This is a genomic window from Delftia deserti (assembly GCF_042653485.1).
In the GTDB taxonomy this organism is placed as follows: domain Bacteria; phylum Pseudomonadota; class Gammaproteobacteria; order Burkholderiales; family Burkholderiaceae_C; genus Comamonas; species Comamonas acidovorans.
The window spans coordinates 2502567-2521448 of sequence record NZ_JBHSIH010000001.1 but is presented as its reverse complement, the minus strand read 5'-3'; the positions used below and the strand labels follow the sequence as shown (position 1 = coordinate 2521448).

Genomic DNA, 18882 nt, shown 5'->3' with positions numbered 1-18882 from the left:
GCAGTCCGTTGCGTCAGTTCTTCAACCAGGCCAGGCGGTAGAGCTTCTGGTCGTTCAGGTAGAAGGCGTGGATGGTCTTGCGCACCACGTCGGAGTTTTTGTAGATGTCCAGGAAGCGGGCGATGCGCGGGTCGGCCGCGCGGTCGCTGCGGGCCACGAACTGGATGGCCCAGGAGTCGTCCTCGTAGCTGGTGTAGGCCAGGCCCTTGCTGGCATCGAAGGCCTTGGAGGCGATGATGAAATACGGAAAGCCCTGGGCCAGGTCCACGTCGGGCGTGGTGCGCGCCAGCTGCGGGCCCTCGATCTCCACGAACTGCAGCTTCCTGGGGTTGGAGACGATGTCCGCCTGGGTGCCCAGCAGCCCGGTGTCGGGGCGCAGGGTGATCAGGCCTGCGTGCTGCAGCAGGCGCAGGCCGCGGCCCACGTTGACGGGGTCGCTGGCAATGGCCACCTTGGCGCCCGTGGGCAGGTCGGCCAGGGATTTGTGGCGCGTGGAGTACAGGCCCAGGTAGGACAGGATGCCCGCCTGCACGCTGGTGAACTTGAAGCCCTTGCTGCGCGCTGCATTGGCCAGGTAGTTGCTGTTCTGGTAGTAGTTGAGGTCGATGTCGCCCGCGTCCAGCGCCACGTTGGGCGTGGCCCAGTCGGTGAATTCCACCACCTGCACGTCCAGGCCCTGCTTCCTGGCTTCCTTGGCGGCAGCTTCCACCGAGTCCGCGAAGATGCCCGGCACCACGCCGATCTTCAGGGGCGCGGCCAGGGCGCTGCCCGCGAGCAGGGCAGCGCCCAGGAAGGCGGCCAGCCGGGGCCAGAGGGTGGGGAAGGTCGTTGTCATCATTGCATTCCTGTGTCGTTGATAAAGGTCAGAGCGCGCCATGGCGCGGCGGGCGTATGCCGTTGAGCACGTAGTTGCCCACGGCGTGGTATTTCCAGCGCACGGGGTCGTGCAGGGTGTGGGTGCGCGCGTTGCGCCAGAAGCGGTCCAGGCCCTGTCCCGCCAGGGTGGAGGCCGTGCCCGCCAGCTCGAACAGCTTGCTGCCGGCCAGCAGGCTGGCGCTGGTGCTCAGCGCCTTGGCCTGGGCCACGGCCACCGAGGCGGCGGCCACGCTGTCGTCCGTGGGCGCGCGCTGGGCGGCGTCCACGGCCAGGGCCGCGCGGGCCACCAGGGCATCGGCGGCGCGCAGGCGCACGTGGACATTGCCCAGTTGCTGCAGCAGCAGCGGGTCCTGCGTGGCGCTGGCCACGCCCGCATCCACCCAGGGCCGCGCATGCTCGCGGATGAAGGGCAGGGCGGCCTGCAGCGCGCCGTGGCCAATGCCCGCGTCCAGGGCGGCATGGATGATCTGGGCGAAGGGGCCGATGGTGGTGGGCCGCTCGAAGGAACTGGTGAAGGGCACCACCCATTCGGGCTCCACGCGCACGCGGTCGAACTGCACGGAGCCGCTGCCCGTCACGCGCTGGCCGAAGCCGTCCCAGTCGTCGGTGACGGTGACGCCGGCCGCATCGCGCGGGATGAAGACCAGATACATGCGCTCGCCTTGCCCCGGCGCCTCTTCCTGCGCGCTGACCAGGGTGGGAATCCAGTGCGCGAACAGGGCGCCCGTGCAATAGAACTTGCGCCCCTGCACGAACCAGCCGCCGCTCTCGCGCAGCAGCCGGGTGCGGCGCTGGAAGTCGCGGTGGCCGATCTCGGCCAGCGCATTGCCCAGGCGTTCGCCGCGCAGCACACGGTCATAGAAGAAGGCCTTTTGCGCGGGCGATCCGCCCACGCGCAGCACTTCCAGCGAGTAGTAGTGGTTCTGCGGAATGTGGCCGAAGTTGCCATCGGCCGCCGCAATCAGGGCAATGGCCTGCGTCAGCGTGCCCGTGGATACGCCCGCGCCGCCGTACTCCCGGGGAATGGTGATGCCCCACAGGCCGCTCTGGCTGAACTGCTCCACCTCCTGCCAGGGCAGCAGGCGGTCGCGGTCGCGCGCCAGCGCGCCGGGGGCGATGAGGGCAGCAAAGCTGCGGGCTGCCTCCAGGGCCTCGGCCTCGCTGCCGATGATGTGGGCGGGCCGGGCTGGAGGCGCTGCGGGCGCGGGCTGGCTGCCCGGCGTGGAGGCCAGGGCCTGCAGCTCCTGGGTCGATGTCTGTGTCATGGCGGTCAGTTCCACTGGTGGCGGCGCGGCAGGGCGCCGTTGAGCAGGTAGTTGCCCAGCAGGTGGTATTTCCAGCGCACGGGGTCGTGCAGCGTGTGCACGCGGGCGTTGCGCCAGTGGCGGTCCAGGCGGTGGGCAGCGCGGCTGGCCGAGGAGCCGGCCAGCGCGAACAGGTGCTCGCCGGCCTGCAGCGCGGCCTCGGTGGTGAGGATCTTGGCCTCGGCCACGGCCACCGAGGCCTGGGCGCTGGCCTGCTCGTCCACCGGGCCAGCAGCCGCTGCAGCAAGTGCATCCAGCGTGCGCGCGGCCTCCAGCAGCACGGCATGGGCCGCGTCCACCTCGATCTGCAGCTGGCCGACCTCGTGGATGAGGTGGGGATCGTCGCTGGCACGCGCCACGCCGGAGTCCATCCAGGGCCGGCTCTTGTCGCGCACGAAGTCCACCGCGTCGCGCAGCGCGCCCTGGGCAATGCCCGCGTCGATGGAGGCCTGGATCAGCTGCGACACCGGGCCGGACAGCGAGGGCGTGGCCTCGAACTGCCAGGCAGGCACCACGTCATCGGGCCGTACCTGCACCTGGTCCAGCTGCACGCTGCCGCTGGCCGTGGTGCGCTGGCCGAAGGAGTCCCAGTCGTCGAACACGGTCACGCCCGGCGCATCGCGCCGCACCCAGACCTGCACGATGCGGCCCTCCTCGTCCTGGGCACGGAAGGGCACCCAGTGCGCGAAGGCCGAACCCGTGGAGTAAAAGCGCGTGCCGCTGACGCGCAGGCCGCCTGCCGCATCGCGCGACAGGCGCGCCGTGGCCTCCAGGACATGGGCCGCGCGGCCCTTGCGCTCCGGCCCGGCATTGCCCAGGCGGTGGCCGGCCAGCACGTCGGCGAACCAGCGGCGCTTCTGGGACTCGCTGCCCATGTCCCGCAGGTTCTGCAGCACGGCGAAATGGTTCTGCGGAATCTGGCCCAGCGAAGGGTCGGCCGCGCACAGCGTGACGAAGACCTGGGCCAGCGTCTCGTACGAGGCGCCCAGGCCGCCGTAGGCGCGGGGCACGGTGATGGCGCCCAGCCCGCTGGCCGTGTGGCGCTCGATTTCCTGCCAGGGCAGGCGCCGCTCGTGGTCGCGGGCCGCTGCGTCCACGCGCCATTCGTCGGCCAGGGTCTGGGCGGCCTGCAGGGCCTCGGCCTCGCTGGTGATGCGGTGCGGGGTGGAGGGCGGCAGGGGCAGGCGCCGCAGCGCCCCGCCCGGGGTGTGGTGTGTGTTGCCGGGCAAGGCTGCGCCCAGGGCATCCGGTGTGGTCATTCCGTGCCTCGTTGCTGAGTCGGTGGGGAGAGGGCCGCCAGGCGGCGGCCCCGGAGGGAAAGGCGTGGTGCCTGTTTTCAGCGTCAGCGGCTGCGCAGCCGGCGCACGTAGCGGTCGCCCAGCACCTGGACCACGGTGACCAGCGCGATCAGCACGGCAATCACCAGCAGCATCACCTGGGTGTCGAAGCGCTGGTAGCCGTAGCGGATGGCCAGGTCGCCCAGGCCGCCCGCGCCCACGGCGCCGGCCATGGCCGAGGAGCTGATCAGCGCCACCAGGGTGATGGTGAAGCCGCCCACGATGCCGGGCAGGGCCTCGGGCAGGTAGACGTGGCGCACGATGTCCCACTTGCGGCAGCCCATGGCCTGGGCTGCCTCGATGAGGCCGGGATCGACCTCGCGCAGGCTGACCTCGACGATGCGCGCGAAGAACGGCGTGGCGCTGATGGCCAGCGGCACGATGGCCGCCCACACGCCGATGGTGGTGCCCGTCACCAGCCGCGTGAACGGGATCAGCGCCACCAGCAGCACGATGAAGGGCGTGGCACGGAAGCCGTTGATCACGCTGCCCAGCGCGCGGTGCGTGCGCGGCGAGGCCAGGAAGCCGCCGGGCGCGGTGACGATGAGCAGCACCGCCAGCGGAATGCCCGCCGCCAGCGCGATGCCGCCCGAGACGCCGACCATCATCAGCGTGTCGGCCAGCGCGTTGCCGTAGCGCTCAATGGGAATGGACAGATTCAGCGACATATCCGAGATCCTTGATGTCATGCGCAATGGCCGCCGGGCCCTGCGTCAATGTGTGCCAGTCATGCGCGGCCGTGCCGCCGCCCAGCGCGATCAGCAGCTGCCCCTGGGCATGGCCCTGGATGCGGTCCACGCCGCCATGCAGCAGGCGCACCCGGCCGCCCAGGGCCTGGGCGATGCGCGGGAAGTCGGGCTCCAGCCCGTCCTCGCCGCGGTAGGCCAGCTGCAGGATGCGTTCGTGGCGGCCTGCGGGCGCGTCGGGCAGCAGGCGCTGGCGCAGGTCGTCGGGCAGGCCGTGCTGCAGCGGTGCCAGCAGGGCGCGCGTGGCCGGGTGCTGCGGGTTGCCGAAGACCTTCCAGACCTCGCCCAGCTCGGCGATGCGGCCCTGCTCGAGCACCAGCACGCGGTCGGCGATCTCGCGGATCACGCTCATCTCGTGCGTGATCAGGATGATGGTGATGCCCAGCTTGCGGTTGATGGTGCGCAGCAGCTCCAGGATGGACTGCGTGGTCTCGGGGTCCAGGGCCGAGGTGGCCTCGTCGCACAGCAGGATCTCGGGGTCGGTGGCCAGGGCGCGGGCAATGCCCACGCGCTGCTTTTGCCCGCCCGACAGCCGGCTCGGATAGGTGTCTGCCTTCTCCTGCAGGCCCACCAGGGCCAGCAGCTCTTTCACCCGCGCATCGATGCGTGCGCGCGGCAGGCCCGCCACCTGCAGGGGCAGGGCCACGTTGTCATGCACCGTCTTGGCCGACAGCAGGTTGAAGTGCTGGAAGATCATGCCGATGCGCCGGCGCAGCTGCACCAGTTGCGATTCGTCCAGCGTGCCGATGTCCACGCCGTCGACCCGCACCTGGCCGCTGCTGGGCTGCTCCAGCCGGTTGATGGTGCGCAGCAGGCTGGACTTGCCCGCGCCGCTGCGCCCGATGATGCCGAAGATGCTGCCCGGCGCGATCTCCAGGCTGATCGCGTCCAGCGCCTGTACGGGCCCGGCCGAAGACTGGTAGGTCTTGGCCACGCTGCTGAAGGCCACGGCGCCGGGTCCGCGGATGGATTCCCGCGTGGTGCCGGCCGCTGCCGATGAGCGCCTGCCCGCCTCATGGGCCGGCCTGTCCGCCAGGGGCTGCCTGGCTGCAATGCTGGTTGACATGGCTGAAGTCCTCCCCGTGCCGCTCAGGGCTTGACCCAGGCCAGGTTGTAAAGGCGCTTGTCGTTGGAGAAGGCGCGCTGGGCCTCGGCCTTCACCGCATCGGAGTTCTGGTAGATGCGGATGAACTTCTGCACCACGGGGTCCTGCGTGCGGTTGGCCTTGACCACGAACTGGATGGAAAAGCGCGCGTCCTCGATACCCGAATATGCAAGCCCGCTGGACGGATCGAAGGCCTTGGCCGCCACGATGAAGTGCGGGTAGCCCTGGGCGATGTCCACGTCGCCCGTGATGCGCACCAGTTGCGGCCCCTCGACCTCGACGAAGCTGAGCTTCTTGGGGTTCTCGACGATGTCGTCCAGGCTGCCCAGGTAGCCCACGCCGGGCTTGAGCTTGATCAGCCCCACCTTCTGCAGCAAGAGCAGGCCGCGCCCCTGGTTCACGGGGTCGTTGGCAATGCCCACCTTGCCGCCCTGCGGCACCTGGGCGATGGCCTTGTGCTTGAGCGAGTACAGGCCCACGTTGGCCAGGATGCCCGTGCCCGCGCTGGCCAGCTTGTAGCCGTTCTTCTGGATGGCGTTGTCCAGGAAGGGCTGGTGCTGGAAGTAGTTGATGTCCAGGTCGCCCGAGTCCACGGCCACGTTGGGCGTGGTCCAGTCGGTGAACTCCACCACCTGCACATCGATGCCCTGGGCCTTGGCCTCCCTGGCGGCCACGGCCACGGAGTCGGCGTAGGCGCCGGGCACCACGCCGATGCGCAGCTTGTCGGCAGCGTGGGCGGAGAACAGGGCCAGGGCGGCCAGCGGGGCGATCAGGGCACGGGAAAGCTTCATCGGGATCTCCGGAAAAAAAGGGTTCGAAAAGGCAGGAAGGGGCCGCGTCACGGCTTGCGCCACGGCAGGCTGTACAGCCTGTCGTTGGCGGCGAAGGACTTGTGGATCTGCGCCTGCACGGCGCCCGAGGTCTGGTAGATGCGCACGAACTGCGCAATGCGCGGGTCCCGGGCGTTGTCCTGGCGCGAGACGAAGCGGATGGCGTAGTACAGGTCGTCAATGCCCGAATACAGCAGCGCATTGCCGGCCACCTGCGGTCGCCCGGCGTTGACGAAGTGGGCCGGGTAGCCCTGGGCCAGGTCCACATCGTCCAGCGCGCGCACCAGCTGCGGCCCTTCGATCTCGACAAAGCGCAGCTTGCGCGGGTTGGACACGATGTCGTCCAGCCCCGCGCGCGGGCCCTTGCCTTCGCGCAGCTGGATCAGGCCGGCCTTCTCCAGCAGCAGCAGGCCGCGCCCCTGGTTGACGGGGTCGTTGGCCACGCCGACGCGCGCTCCCTCCTTCAGGTCGGCAAAGCGCTGTGTCTTGAGCGAGTACAGGCCGATGTTGGGCAGCAGGCCCGTGGCCACGCTGGCGAAGGCATAGCCGCGCTCGCGGATGGCGTTGTCCAGGAAGGCCTGGTGCTGGAAGTAGTTGAGGTCGATGTCGCCGGCCGCCAGCGCCGTGTTGGGCGTGGTCCAGTCGGTGAACTCGATGACTTGCACGTCCAGCCCCTGGGCGCGCGCCTCCTTGGCGGCGACTTCCACGGAGTCGGCCAGCGAGCCGGGCGTGACGCCTATCTTCAGCGCGGCGGCGGCCGCAAGGCCGGGCAGCGCCAGCGTGGCGGCAAGCGACCAGAGCAATGTGTTTCTGCGCGTGGGCATGGCGTGGTTCCTTCAGGAGAAGCCTGCCCGGCGGCGCCCACATGGCGCCTGCCGGCATGGCTGCTGAAGGCATTGCAACACCCGGTCCCGGCGGGCACCACGACGGAATTCACATTTCCTTATGGCGACTCATGCATGCCGCAAGTAGTTGATCGACAAGGACATTCTGCGCGGAAAGGATTGAGCTTATGCCCGCGAGAAATATGGCGCGGCGCCAGCTGCGCAGGCTTGCAGCAACCGGCGTGCCCGGCCGTGCGCGCAGGCTCAGGCGCTGTGCTGGGCCTTCATCCTCGTCCAGGCCTTGAAGAGGATGGCCTGCAGGCTGGCGCGCTCGCCATCGTCCAGATAGTCGACCAGGGATTCGCACATGCGCCAGAAGGCCGGCAGCGCGCGGGCCAGCACCTCGCGGCCCTGGTCGGTGAGCGCCAGGTCGAAGCTGCGGCGGTCTTCCTGGCTGAGGCTGCGCGCCAGCAGCGAGCGCTTTTCCAGCCAGTCCAGCAGGCCCGTCACCGACGAGCGCGTCACGCCGACGTAGCTGGCGATATAGGAGGGCGTGACCACCGTGTCGCCCAGCAGCCCGCGCTCGGCCAGGGCGAAGATCATGAGTACGTCGAGCTTGCTCTCGGACAGGCCGAACGCCTGCAGCGATGCGTTGGCGCGCTGCTCCACATCGTCGGCCAGCCACAGCAGCAGCAGGCCCAGGCCGGCGGCCGGCGTGTCGGTGCCGGGCTGCGCGGTTTCGGCCATCAGGGCCAGGTGCGGGCGCAGCGCATCGGGGGCGTTGGCGAGGGGGGTGGAATCGGGGGCCGGTGCGGCAGCGGTCTTGCGCGGACTCATGGGAGTGGATGAAAGCGGGTGAAACCGGATTGAAGCCGGGAGAAGAAAGGGCGGTTGATTTTACGGCTTTCATATATTACGCTTTGTGTATAGTACGTTAAGCGTATTATTTGGCGGCACACAAATCTGCAAGGACATCCCATGCCCATCAAAGTTCTGGAACTCCACCATGTCGGATTCGGCGTCAACCACGCCCAGGCCGACGCCATGCTCGACTTCTACCGCGAAGTGCTGAACCTGCCCCAGGACGCCGCGCGCTGGAAGATCCCCGGCATCTATGGCTCCTGGATCAACCTGCCCAACGGCAGCCAGTTGCACATCCTCGGCAGCGAGGGGCCGTCGCGTTATGCGCAGGGCCCGGGCAGGGACCCCGTGTCCAACCACATCGCGCTGGCCGTGGACGACATCCTCGGCGCCGAGCAGGAACTGCTGGCGCGCGGCGTCGATTACTTCACGCTGGACAACGTGGCATCGCCCAGCCTCAAGCAGCTGTTCCTGCGCGACCCGGCCGGCAACCTGGTGGAACTGCACCAGTCCAATGCGCGCGCCCCGGGCATCGCCCAGGCCGAGCAGGACGCGGCGCGCGCCGGCAACGAGTGACGCGACGCCCTCCCTTTTTCCCTTCCCATCCGGATTCCCATGTACTTTGAAATGCAATCGCTCAACAGCGAGCAGCGCAGCAACATCCTGCACTCCCTGGTTCTGCCCCGTCCCATCGCCTGGATCAGCTCGGTGGACGGGGACGGCACGGTCAACGTCGCGCCGTTTTCCTTCTTCAACGCCATGTCGGGTGATCCGCCGCTGCTGTGCGTGTGCATTGGCTCGCGCCAGGGCGTGCTCAAGGACACGGCGCGCAACATCGCGGCCACGGGCGAGTTCGTGGTGAACCTGGTGTCCGAGCCGCTGGCGCGCCGCATGGCGGTGACGGCCATAGAGTTCGGCCCGCAGGTGGACGAGTCGGCCCAGGCCGGCCTGGTCCTGGGCGATGCACGGCGGGTGAAGGCCCCGCGCATCGTGGACAGCCCTGCATCATTCGAGTGCCGCGTGCGCCAGCTCATCGACATCGACGGCGTGCGCAGCCTGGTGCTGGCCGACGTGCTGGCCGCCCATGTCATGGATGCGGCCGTGGTCGATGGCGAGCTCATGTACTTCGACCCCGCGCCCATGGAGCTGATCGCGCGGCTGCAGAACCCCGGCTGGTATGGCCGCGTGGGCGATGCCTTCCAGATGCCCACGCCCTCGGTGGCGCAGTGGGATGCCATGCAGCGCCAGGGCGTGTCCGACGGCTACCTGGCCTGGGCCGACGATGGCCCCGCCGCGCGCTGAAGGGCCGCCCATGCTTGCGCAACACACCATAGACAGCCTGGCGGCCGAGCTGCACGCCAGCGAAAAAAGCCGGGTGCAGGTCCGGCACTTTTCCCGCCGCCATCCGGACATGACGGTGCAGGACGGGTACGCCATCTCGCGCGCCTGGATGCGGCTCAAGCGCGCCGAGGGCCGCACGGTCAGGGGCCACAAGATCGGCCTGACCTCGCGTGCCATGCAGCAGGCCGTGCAGATCACCGAGCCCGACTACGGCACCCTGCTGGACGACATGTTCTTCGAGCCCGGCGGCGACATTCCCTTTGCGCGCTTCATCGCTCCGCGCGTGGAGGTGGAACTGGCCTTCGTGCTGGGCCGCACGCTCAAGGGGCCGGGCGTCACCCTGTGCGATGTGCTGGCCGCCACCGACTGGGTGGTGCCCGCCGTGGAAATCATCGACGCCCGCATCGAGCAAAAGGACCGCGATACCCAGGCCATGCGCACGGTGCGCGACACCATCGCCGACAACGCGGCCAATGCCGGCATCGTCATGGGCGGGCGGCCCGTGCGCCCCGACGCGGTGGATCTGCGCTGGGTGTCGGCGCTGCTGCAGCGCAACGGCGTGATCGAGGAGTCCGGCGTGGCGGCCGCCGTGCTCAACCATCCGGCCACGGGCGTGGCCTGGCTGGCCAACCGGCTCGCGCAATGGGATGAGCAGCTGGACGCAGGCCAGGTGGTGCTGGCCGGCTCGTTCACGCGGCCCGTCACGGCCCAGGCTGGCGACAGCTTCCATGTGGACTACGGGCCGCTGGGCTCCATTGCCTGGCGCTTTGCCTGAGCTTCGTCCGCAGTGCGGCGATGGTGTCGCCTGCGGCACAGTCCGCGGGCCCGGCGCGTCGCCGACAATGCAGCGGCGCCGCCCGCCACCGGTGCGCGGGCGGCGGCTGCAATACATGCACTACAGGATGGACAAGCAATGGAGATGAAGAACGCAAAGACGGCCGTGGTCACGGGCGGAGGAACCGGCGTGGGCAAGGCCGTGGCGCTGGCCCTGGCGGGCGCGGGCTACCAGGTGGTGGTGGCGGGACGCCGCCAGGCGCCGCTGGACGAGACCTGCGCCGAGGCCCAGGCAAAGTACGGCGCAGGCGAGCGCATGCTGGGCATTGCCACCGATGTCAGCGACCCGGCTGCGGTGGAGCAGCTGTTCGCGCGCACGGTGCAGCGCTTCGGTCGCGTGGACCTGCTGTTCAACAACGCGGGCCGGGGCAATCCGCCCGGCTCCTTCCTGGACTGGACGCCCGAGCAGTGGCGCGAGGTGGTCGATGTCAACCTCAACGGCATGTTCTATTGCCTGCAGCAGGCCTTCCGCACCATGCGCGACCAGTCGCCGCGCGGCGGCCGCATCATCAACAACGGCTCCATCTCCGCGCATGCGCCGCGCCCCAATTCCAGTGCCTACACGGCCACCAAGCATGCCGTCATGGGCCTGACCAAGACGGCTGCGCTCGACGGCCGCGCCTACGACATCGCCGTGGGCCAGATCGATATCGGCAATGCCATGACCGAGCTGGCATCGCGCATGGCCCAGGGCGTGCCCCAGGCCAATGGCGAGATCGCGGTGGAGCCGCTGATCGACGCGGATGTGGTGGGCCAGTCCGTGCTCTACATGGCCAGCCTGCCGCTGGAGGCCAACGTGCTGTTCCACACGGTGATGGCCACCAAGATGCCCTTCGTGGGCCGGGGCTGAACCGGCAGGGGCAGGTCTTCAGGCCTGCACGCCCTCGGGCCCTCAGGCCCTCAGCCCTGCACGCGGCGGCTCGCCGTCTCGGACGGGAGCTCGCCGAAGCGGCTGCGGTACTGGGCCGCGAAGTGGCCCAGGTGCAGGAAGCCGTACTTCTGCGCCACGTCGCGCACGCCGGATCCGGCTGCGACGCCCGGGCCCTGGGCTGCCTGGAGTTCGGCGCGCACCCGGTCCAGCCGCAGCTGGCGCAGGAAATCCATGGGCCCCATGCCTGCGTGCTGGCGGAAGGCGGCCTGCAGCGTGCGCGCGCTGCAGCCGGCCTCGCGGCAGACATCGGCCAGCGACAGGGGCTGCTCCGCATGGGCCTGCATGTACTCCTGGGCCTTGCGCACGCCGCGCGGCAGCAGGCTGCGCCGGCTATCCCCGGCCAGTGCGCGGCTGTGGCTGTGCGTGGCCGACATCAGCAGGCTGGTCAGCAGGTATTCCTCCGCATGCCGGGCCAGCGCCTGCGTGGCCTGCAGGGCGTTGCCCGCATCCAGCGTGTGCCGCAGGCAGTCGATGAAATGCACCAGCGGTGCCAGCGCCGGCTGGTCCAGCGGCACGCCCAGATCGAACACCAGGGGCCGGCCTGCGGGCGCCTGCAGCAGCGCCTCCAGCCGCGCCACCAGGGCCGGGCGCGCCAGGCGCACGATCAGGTGCGGGCTGTCGTCGGCCCAGCGCATGGACAGCGGCTCGGTCGGCGAGGGCAGGGAGGCCAGGCGCGGCGTGGCATCCACCTGCTGCGCGCCGCAGCGGATCTCGGCACTGCCGCGCAGGGGAATCTGCAGCAGGAAGAAGTCCCGCAGGTAGCCGGGCTCGATGTGCACGCCGGGGCCGTACTGCACATAGTTCAGGCTGACGTTGCGGGAAAGCGGCGCGCTGTGGTGGCAGGCGTCCAGCTCCGCGCGCGGGCGCAGCATGCCCAGGCCATGCGGACAGAAGACGCGCGCCACGCTTTCGCGGGCCTCGTCCATGTCGTGGCTCTCGAAAAGCCGGTAGCGCTGCAGCGGCAGCGGTGTGTGCATGGCGTGTTCCATAGGCTGGGCAGAACGTAGCAAAAACCACCCGCTCCCACAATTCGGACCATTCCCCGGGAGCCAATTTCTGCGCGCCAGGGACAGTGCCTGCGCTTGCCGGATGCCTGCGCGGCCCGGCCCCCCGTAACGTGTGCTGCACAGGCCAGCCCGGCCTGGCATCCACACGGGAGAACAAGCGTCATGTTCAAGGGACTCGAAGGCAAAAGCGCCATCGTCACCGGCGGCTCCACCCTGATAGGCGCCGGCGTGGTGCGTGCGCTGCACGCGGCCGGCGTGAAGGTGGTCATTGCCGACATCGATGCCGACAACGGCCAGGTGCTGGCCGATGCGCTGGGCGAGGGCGCGCATTTCGTGCGCACCGACATCACCGACGACGCGCAGGTCGCCGCCTGCGTGCAGCAGGCGTGCAGCCGGCACGGCGGCGTGCACATCCTGGTCAACCTGGCCTGCTCCTATGTGGATGAGGGCCTGCAGTCGCCGCGCGCGGACTGGCTGGCCTCGTTCAACGTGAACGTGGCCAGCGCCGTGGCCATGCTGCAGGCCGTGCACCCGCACATGGTGGCTGCCGGTGGCGGGGCCGTGGTGAACTTCACCAGCATCTCGTCCGAGGCCGCGCAGACCGGGCGCTGGCTCTACCCGGCCAGCAAGGCGGCCATGAAGCAGCTCACGCGCAGCATGGCCATGGACCTGGCGGCCGATGGCATCCGCGTCAACAGCGTCTGCCCGGGCTGGACCTGGTCGGCGGTGATGGACCGGCTCAGTGGCGGCGACCGCGCCAAGACCGACCGCGTGGCCGCGCCCTTTCACCTGCTGGGCCGCGTGGGCGATCCGCACGAGGTGGCCCAGGTGGTGCTGTTCCTGTGTTCGGACCATGCCAGCTTCGTGACCGGGGCCGACTACGCGGTGGACGGCGGCTACGGCGCCATGGGACCCGAGCGGGCCGTGGCCGCCATTCCCCAATTGATGGACTAGTACGCAGTACGGACACGGAGCCGCAAGGAGACAGCCATGAAGAAAATCGCCATCGTCGGTGCCGGCCAGTCGGGCCTGCAACTGGGCCTGGGCCTGCTGGCCGCGGGCCATCAGGTCACGATACTGAGCAACCGCACGGCGCAGGACATCGCCCAGGGCAGGGTCATGTCCAGCCAGTGCATGTTCGACAGCGCGCTGCAGATAGAGCGCGGCCTGGGCCTGGACCACTGGTCGCGCGAATGCCCGGTGGTCGAGGGCATAGGCCTGTGCGTGCCGCATCCGGCGCAGCACGGCGAGAAAGCGGTCGGCAAGGCCATCGACTGGGCCGCGCGGCTGAACGCGGGCGCGCAGTCCGTGGACCAGCGCCTGAAGATCCCCGCATGGATGGACGACTTCCGCCGCCAGGGCGGCGAGCTGGTGCTCAAGGACGCGGGCATCGCCGAACTGGAGGACTGCGCGCGCAGCCATGACCTGACCCTGGTGGCCAGCGGCAAGGGCGAGATATCGAGGCTGTTCGAACGCGATGCCCACCGCTCGCGCTTCGACCAGCCCCAGCGCGCGCTGGCGCTGACCTATGTGACGGGCATGAAGCCGCGCGAGCCGTTCTCCGCCGTGTCCTTCAACCTGCTGCCGGGCGTGGGCGAGTATTTCGTGTTCCCGGCGCTGACGACCACGGGGCCCTGCGAGATCATGGTGTTCGAGGGCGTGCCCGGCGGCCCCATGGACTGCTGGGGCGATGTGAAGACGCCCGGTCAGCACCTGGAGCGCAGCCGCTGGATACTCGACACCTTCGTGCCCTGGGAGGCCGAACGCTGCCGCGACATTGCGCTGACCGATGACAACGGCATCCTCGCGGGCCGCTTCGCGCCCACGGTGCGCAAGCCCGTGGCCACCCTGCCTTCCGGGCGCAAGGTGCTGGGCATGGGCGACGTGGTGGTGCTCAACGACCCCATCACGGGCCAGGGCTCCAACAACGCGGCCAAGTGCGCCGACACCTATCTGCGCAGCATCCTGGCGCGCAGCAATGGCGACGGCAATGGTGACGGCAATGGTGACTGCAATGGTGCCTTCGACGCCGCCTGGATGCAGCAGACCTTCGACCGCTACTGGTTCGGCTACGCGCAATGGGTCACGCAGTGGACCAACATGCTGCTGGCGCCACCGCCGCCCCATGTGCTCAAGCTGCTGGCCAGCGCGGGCACGCTGGCGCCGCTGGCCAGCGCCTTTGCCAACGGCTTCGACGACCCGCGCACCTTCTTCCCCTGGTTCGCGGACGCGGGCGAGGCAGACCACTACATCGACAGCTGCGCGGCCATCGCCGCCATGGCAGCCGTCCCCGCCTAGCCGCAGAGGCCGCCATGAGCACATGCGACACCCCGGCCGCCGCCACGGCCTGCTCCTTCGATCCGCGCGAGCTGCGCAAGGCCTTCGGCCAGTTCACCACCGGCGTGACCGTCATCACCACGCGCGCGCCGGACGGGCGGCGCGTGGGCATGACGGCCAACTCGTTCTCCTCTGTGTCGCTGGACCCGCCGCTGGTGCTGTGGAGCCTGGCGCGCCAGGCGCCCAGCGTCTGCGATTTCCAGGGCGCCAGCCACTTCGCCATCCATGTGCTGGCTGCGGGCCAGCACCTTCTGTCGCGGCGCTTTTCCACGCCGCAGCAAGACAAGTTCGTCGGCCTGGACTGCGCGGAAGGCCCGGCCGGCGTGCCCCTGATCGATGGCGTGCTGGCCCGCTTCGTCTGCCGCAACGTCCGGCAATACGATGGCGGCGACCACCTCATCTTCATCGGCCAGGTCGAGCGCTGCGAACGCTTCGACGGCGAGCCCCTGGCCTTTCACGCGGGCTACTATCAGGTGACGGTGCGGCACCCCGAATGCGTATGACGGGCCATGAAAAAAGCGGCACCGCAGCTTTCCCCACCCTTTGAAACGGAGACAACCCCATGCAGCAGAAAGAACCCCCGGCAAGCCGCCATGTGCGCATCAACGCGCTGGACGGCAGCGGCAGCTTCAACGCCTACCTGGCCGTGCCGGCCTCGGGCAGCGGCCCCGGCCTGGTGCTGGCGCAGGAGATCTTCGGCGTCAACGCCACCATGCGCGAGGTGGCCGACTACTACGCCGAAGAAGGCTACGTGGTGCTGGTGCCCGACCTGTTCTGGCGCCAGCAGCCCGATGTGGAGCTGGGCTACACGCCGGCGGACTGGGAGCGCGCCTTCGGCTTCTACAAGGGATTCGACGAGGCCCTGGGCGTGCAGGACATCCAGGCCTGCCTGAACGCCCTGCGCCAGCGCCCCGATGTCACGGACGGCAAGGCCGGCGTGCTGGGCTTTTGCCTGGGCGGCAAGCTGGCCTACCTGGCCGCCTGCCGCACCGATGCCGATGCGGTGGTCGGCTACTACGGCGTGGGCATCGAGGCGGCGCTGGACGAGGCCGAGCGCATCCGCTGCCCGCTCACCCTGCACGTGGCCGAGCTCGACGCCTTCTGCCCGCCCGAGGCGCGCCAGCGCATCGTCCAGGCGCTGGGCGGGCGTCCCGGCGTGGCCGTGCACGTCTACCCTGGCGTGGACCATGCCTTCGCGCGCAAGGGCGGCGACCATTTCCACCGCGCCTCGGCCCTGATGGCGCACGAGCGCAGCATTGCCACGCTCAAGTCCGCCATCGGCCCGCATTTCGACCTGGCCGCGCTGTGGGACAAGCACTGCGAGTACGAGTTCGCCACGCGCAACGTGGACGACACCATGGCCACCATGGTGGCCGAGCCCTATGTGAACCACATCCCCACCATGACCGGCGGCGTGGGCTTCAGCAACCTGCACGCCTTCTACACGAACCACTTCGTCAACAGCAATCCGCCCGATACGTCGCTGACGCCGATTTCACGCACGGTGGGTGCCTCGCAGGTGGTGGACGAGATGCTGTTCTGCTTCACGCACACCACCGAGATCCCGTGGATGCTGCCCGGCGTGCGGCCCACGGGGCGGCGCGTGGAGATCCCGCTGCTGGCCGTGGTCAAGTTCCGTGGCGACAAGCTCTACCACGAGCACATCTACTGGGACCAGGCCAGCGTGCTGGTGCAGGTGGGCCTGCTGGACCCGGCGCTGCTGCCCGTGGCCGGCGTGGAGACGGCGCGCAAGCTGCTGGACGAGACACTGCCCTCCAACGAGCTGCTCAACAAGCGCTGAGCGCAACGCGGGCGCATGGCCCGCCATGCGTTCTTGCCGGGGCCTGCACAGGGCTTCGGCTCCCCCGGGCAATGGGCAGGACTGCATCGCCCGGAGCGCCGGCCATCTCGTTCCACGCCGTGCGACCCCCGTGTTTGCCCTGATGCTCCTGATATTTGAAACGTTACAATGAAACGATTCAAAAATTAGATGCGGAGCAAGTATTTCAATGAAAAATATGAGTTTATCGATGGAAACGTTTCACATTCCATCGGAAATGTGCGGGAATTTGATCAACGGACAATGGCGCAAAGGTGAAGTGCCGCTGCCAGTGATCGACAAGTATTCAGGTGAGCAGATCGCCCTGGTCAGCGCCGCCACCAGCGCGCAGGTGACTCAGGCCGTACAGATCGCGCAACAGGCCATGGAGCGGGGGGCACCGCCGCCTGCCGAACGTGCGGCCATCCTGCGTCGCGCCGCCACGCTGCTGGCAGAACGCCGTACCGCGTTTGTCGATGTGATGGTGGCGGAAGCGGGTTTCACCCAGCCCGATGCCGCAGGGGAAGTCGACCGGGCCATCATCACCCTGGGGCTGACCGCCGAAGAATGCACCCGCATCGTGGGTGAGATGGTTCCGTTCGCCGCCAGCCCCGGCGCTCACCAGCGTCTGGGCTACACCGTGCGCCATCCTATAGGCATCGTGGCGGCGATCACGCCGTTCAACTCGCCGCTGAATACCGTGCTGCACAAGGTGGCTCCGGCGTTTGGTGCGGGCAATGCCGTGCTCCTCAAGCCATCGGAATACACGCCGCTGACGTCGGCACTGCTTGCACAGGTGCTGCTGGATGCCGGCATGCCCGTCGATTTCCTGGCCATGCTCCAGGGCTGTGGAGATACCGTCGGCAGCGCCTTGCTGGCCGCGCCCGAAGTGGCCTTCTATACCTTCACGGGCAGCACCCGCGTGGGCCGCATCATCCAGCAGGCTGCGGGACTGCGCCGCACGCAAATGGAGCTGGGCAGCATCGCCAGCACTATCGTCTGCGCCGATGCGGATCTGGACAAGGCCATTCCGAAATTGGTCAACGCTGCCTTTCGCAAGGCAGGGCAGGTGTGCACGTCCGTTCAGCGCCTGTATGTGGAGCGTCCCGTCTTCGACACCGTGGCGCAGCGACTCAAGGACGCGGCCGGCGCCTTTCCTGCCGGCAATCCACGGGATGCCGCAACCCGTGTGGGCCCGCTGATCAATGAGGCTGCCGCACAGCGTGCAGAGCAGTGGATCCAGGAAGCCGTGGCCGCCGGTGCGCAGCTGCTGTGCGGCGGCCAGCGTGAAGGCTCGGTGATCCAGCCCGCCGTGCTGATTCGCGGTGCGGCGCACACCAGTGCCTGGTGCATGGAGGCCTTCGCGCCGCTGCTGTCGCTGGAGCCCTTCGATCATCTTGACGAAGCCCTCGCCGGAGCCAACTCCACGCCCTACGGCCTGTCTGCAGGCGTGTTCACCACGAATATCAACAAAGCCTTTCTCGCCACGCAAAAGCTGCGCTTCGGCACGGTGCAGATCAACGAAACCTCGAGCGCGCGCTCCGATGTCATGCCCTTCGGCGGGGTGAAGGACAGCGGCTTCGGCAAGGAGGGGCCATGGCATGCGATGCGTGAAATGACCGAAGAACGCCTGGTGGTCTTCAACCCCTGAGCTGCAGCGCCGATCCCCTGCCTTCGCCCCACGATCCAACGATGCCATGAAAACAAAAAAGCATTCTTCATTGACACGCCGTGCTTGCATGGCCGCACTCATGGCGCTTCCCGCGTTTGCCGTGAACGCTGCAGGCTTTCCCGAAAAACCCATCTCCGTCGTCGTCCCCTTCGCGGCTGGCGGCCCCACGGACGTGCTCACGCGCGTGATCGTCGAGCGCATGGCGCGCGAGCTGGGCCAGCCCATGGTGGTGGAGAACTTCCCCGGAGCCGGTGGCACGGTCGGCAATGCCCGCGTTGCGCGCGCCAAGCCGGACGGCTACACGATTCTCGCGGGCAACATAGGCACGCTGGCGGCCAGCCATTCTTTCTACAAGAAGCTGCCGTATGACATGGTCCAGGACTTCGTGGCCATCTGCGGCATCGGCGATGCACCGCAGGTCGTCTCCGCGCGCCCGGACTTTCCCGCCACGGGCCTGGATGCCATGCACGACTTCATCAAGCCGCAGGAAGGCAAGGTGACCTTCGGGGCGGCCGGCGTCGGTTCCGGCTCGTATCTCGGCGGCGTGCTGCTCAAAAACGCTCTGGGCGTCAACGTCCAGGCAATCAATTACCGGGGTGCCGGCCAGGCGCTGACCGATGTGATGGCGGGGCATGTCGACTACATGGTCGACAGCTCCACCACCTCCGTCGCCTACGTGAAATCCGGCAAGGTCAAGGGCGTGGCCGTGTTGCGACCCACGCGCATCAAGGCCTTGCCGGATGTGCCTGCCGCCGGTGAGTCCACGCGGTTCACGCATCTGAACTACGACATCTGGAACATGCTGGTGCTGCCTGCCGCCACGCCGCCCGAGATCGTCGCGCGCCTGAACCAGGCGGCACGCACGGCACTGCGAGATCAGGATGTGCTTGCACGCCTGGCCAGCTCAGGCATTGAAGTCCCGAGCGAAGTGCACCAGACCCCCGCAGGTGCCACCAGGCTGCTGCACGCGGACATCGAACGCTGGCGGCCGCTCATCAAGAGCCTCGGTGTCCAGCTCGACTGAGCCCGGCCCACAGCACGCCCTACGACAGAACATC

Annotated in this window: 19 protein-coding genes; 10 read left to right on the top strand and 9 right to left on the bottom strand. The window is 68.7% G+C overall.

From position 1 onward, the window contains the following. Positions 1-13: 13 nt before the first annotated feature. The 8 genes from ACFPFG_RS12345 to ACFPFG_RS12310 form a co-directional block, all read right to left on the bottom strand. A complete protein-coding gene (locus ACFPFG_RS12345) occupies positions 14-838 on the bottom strand; it encodes a MetQ/NlpA family ABC transporter substrate-binding protein (RefSeq protein ID WP_380106775.1) in 825 nt (274 codons plus the stop codon). A gap of 25 nt (positions 839-863) precedes the next feature. Then, complete coding sequence (locus ACFPFG_RS12340; protein ID WP_380106773.1) at positions 864-2141, bottom strand: SfnB family sulfur acquisition oxidoreductase; 1278 nt, start codon at positions 2139-2141, stop codon at positions 864-866. Between the two features lie 5 nt (positions 2142-2146). Further along, complete coding sequence (locus ACFPFG_RS12335; RefSeq protein ID WP_380106771.1) at positions 2147-3439, bottom strand: SfnB family sulfur acquisition oxidoreductase; 1293 nt, start codon at positions 3437-3439, stop codon at positions 2147-2149. A gap of 83 nt (positions 3440-3522) precedes the next feature. Beyond that, the gene (locus ACFPFG_RS12330) at positions 3523-4185 is read right to left on the bottom strand and encodes a methionine ABC transporter permease (protein ID WP_012203707.1); all 663 of its coding nucleotides are present in this window, start codon (positions 4183-4185) and stop codon (positions 3523-3525) included. Then, the gene (locus ACFPFG_RS12325; protein WP_380106768.1) at positions 4157-5329 is read right to left on the bottom strand and encodes a methionine ABC transporter ATP-binding protein; all 1173 of its coding nucleotides are present in this window, start codon (positions 5327-5329) and stop codon (positions 4157-4159) included. Before ACFPFG_RS12325 ends, ACFPFG_RS12330 begins: the two co-directional genes overlap by 29 nt. Positions 5330-5352: 23 nt before the next feature. Further along, positions 5353-6159 carry a MetQ/NlpA family ABC transporter substrate-binding protein gene (locus tag ACFPFG_RS12320; RefSeq protein ID WP_016449092.1) on the bottom strand — a complete coding sequence of 269 codons (807 nt, stop codon included), beginning with the start codon at positions 6157-6159 and terminating at the stop codon, positions 5353-5355. Positions 6160-6206: 47 nt separating this feature from the next. Continuing rightward, positions 6207-7022, bottom strand: a complete 816-nt coding sequence (locus tag ACFPFG_RS12315) for a MetQ/NlpA family ABC transporter substrate-binding protein (RefSeq protein ID WP_183019138.1) — start codon at positions 7020-7022, stop codon at positions 6207-6209. A 264-nt stretch (positions 7023-7286) separates the two neighbouring features. Next, positions 7287-7859, bottom strand: coding sequence for a MarR family winged helix-turn-helix transcriptional regulator (locus ACFPFG_RS12310; protein ID WP_183019139.1), 573 nt, complete (start codon positions 7857-7859; stop codon positions 7287-7289). 141 nt (positions 7860-8000) lie between these two features. Here ACFPFG_RS12310 and ACFPFG_RS12305 point away from each other — a divergent pair, with 141 nt between their 5' ends. From ACFPFG_RS12305 to ACFPFG_RS12290, 4 genes are all read left to right on the top strand, one after another. Further along, complete coding sequence (locus ACFPFG_RS12305; RefSeq protein WP_046238848.1) at positions 8001-8459, top strand: VOC family protein; 459 nt, start codon at positions 8001-8003, stop codon at positions 8457-8459. Positions 8460-8498: 39 nt separating this feature from the next. Continuing rightward, a complete protein-coding gene (locus ACFPFG_RS12300; protein ID WP_380106765.1) occupies positions 8499-9185 on the top strand; it encodes a flavin reductase family protein in 687 nt (228 codons plus the stop codon). Between the two features lie 10 nt (positions 9186-9195). Next, on the top strand, positions 9196-9999 hold the full coding sequence (hpaH, locus tag ACFPFG_RS12295) for a 2-oxo-hept-4-ene-1,7-dioate hydratase (RefSeq protein WP_026062081.1): 804 nt from the start codon (positions 9196-9198) through the stop codon (positions 9997-9999). A gap of 138 nt (positions 10000-10137) precedes the next feature. Continuing rightward, positions 10138-10908 (top strand): SDR family oxidoreductase, encoded by a 771-nt coding sequence (locus ACFPFG_RS12290; protein ID WP_183019143.1) that lies wholly within the window; start codon positions 10138-10140, stop codon positions 10906-10908. A gap of 50 nt (positions 10909-10958) precedes the next feature. Here the strand turns inward: ACFPFG_RS12290 and ACFPFG_RS12285 are convergent, their stop codons facing one another. Beyond that, positions 10959-11966 (bottom strand): AraC family transcriptional regulator, encoded by a 1008-nt coding sequence (locus ACFPFG_RS12285; RefSeq protein ID WP_197957270.1) that lies wholly within the window; start codon positions 11964-11966, stop codon positions 10959-10961. A 192-nt stretch (positions 11967-12158) separates the two neighbouring features. On the opposite strand from ACFPFG_RS12285, the gene ACFPFG_RS12280 reads away from it, so the two are divergent. The 6 genes from ACFPFG_RS12280 (at position 12159) to ACFPFG_RS12255 (ending at position 18848) form a co-directional block, all read left to right on the top strand. Beyond that, positions 12159-12950 carry an SDR family oxidoreductase gene (locus ACFPFG_RS12280; protein WP_063327107.1) on the top strand — a complete coding sequence of 264 codons (792 nt, stop codon included), beginning with the start codon at positions 12159-12161 and terminating at the stop codon, positions 12948-12950. 36 nt (positions 12951-12986) lie between these two features. After that, positions 12987-14294 (top strand): styrene monooxygenase/indole monooxygenase family protein, encoded by a 1308-nt coding sequence (locus ACFPFG_RS12275; RefSeq protein ID WP_380106762.1) that lies wholly within the window; start codon positions 12987-12989, stop codon positions 14292-14294. A 14-nt stretch (positions 14295-14308) separates the two neighbouring features. Beyond that, positions 14309-14836 (top strand): flavin reductase family protein, encoded by a 528-nt coding sequence (locus ACFPFG_RS12270; protein ID WP_016449085.1) that lies wholly within the window; start codon positions 14309-14311, stop codon positions 14834-14836. Between the two features lie 59 nt (positions 14837-14895). Beyond that, a complete protein-coding gene (locus tag ACFPFG_RS12265; protein WP_183019147.1) occupies positions 14896-16134 on the top strand; it encodes a dienelactone hydrolase family protein in 1239 nt (412 codons plus the stop codon). A gap of 229 nt (positions 16135-16363) precedes the next feature. After that, positions 16364-17803, top strand: a complete 1440-nt coding sequence (locus ACFPFG_RS12260; RefSeq protein ID WP_380106759.1) for an aldehyde dehydrogenase family protein — start codon at positions 16364-16366, stop codon at positions 17801-17803. Positions 17804-17891: 88 nt separating this feature from the next. Continuing rightward, the gene (locus ACFPFG_RS12255) at positions 17892-18848 is read left to right on the top strand and encodes a Bug family tripartite tricarboxylate transporter substrate binding protein (protein WP_259649185.1); all 957 of its coding nucleotides are present in this window, start codon (positions 17892-17894) and stop codon (positions 18846-18848) included. The last annotated feature ends 34 nt before the right edge of the window (positions 18849-18882 follow it).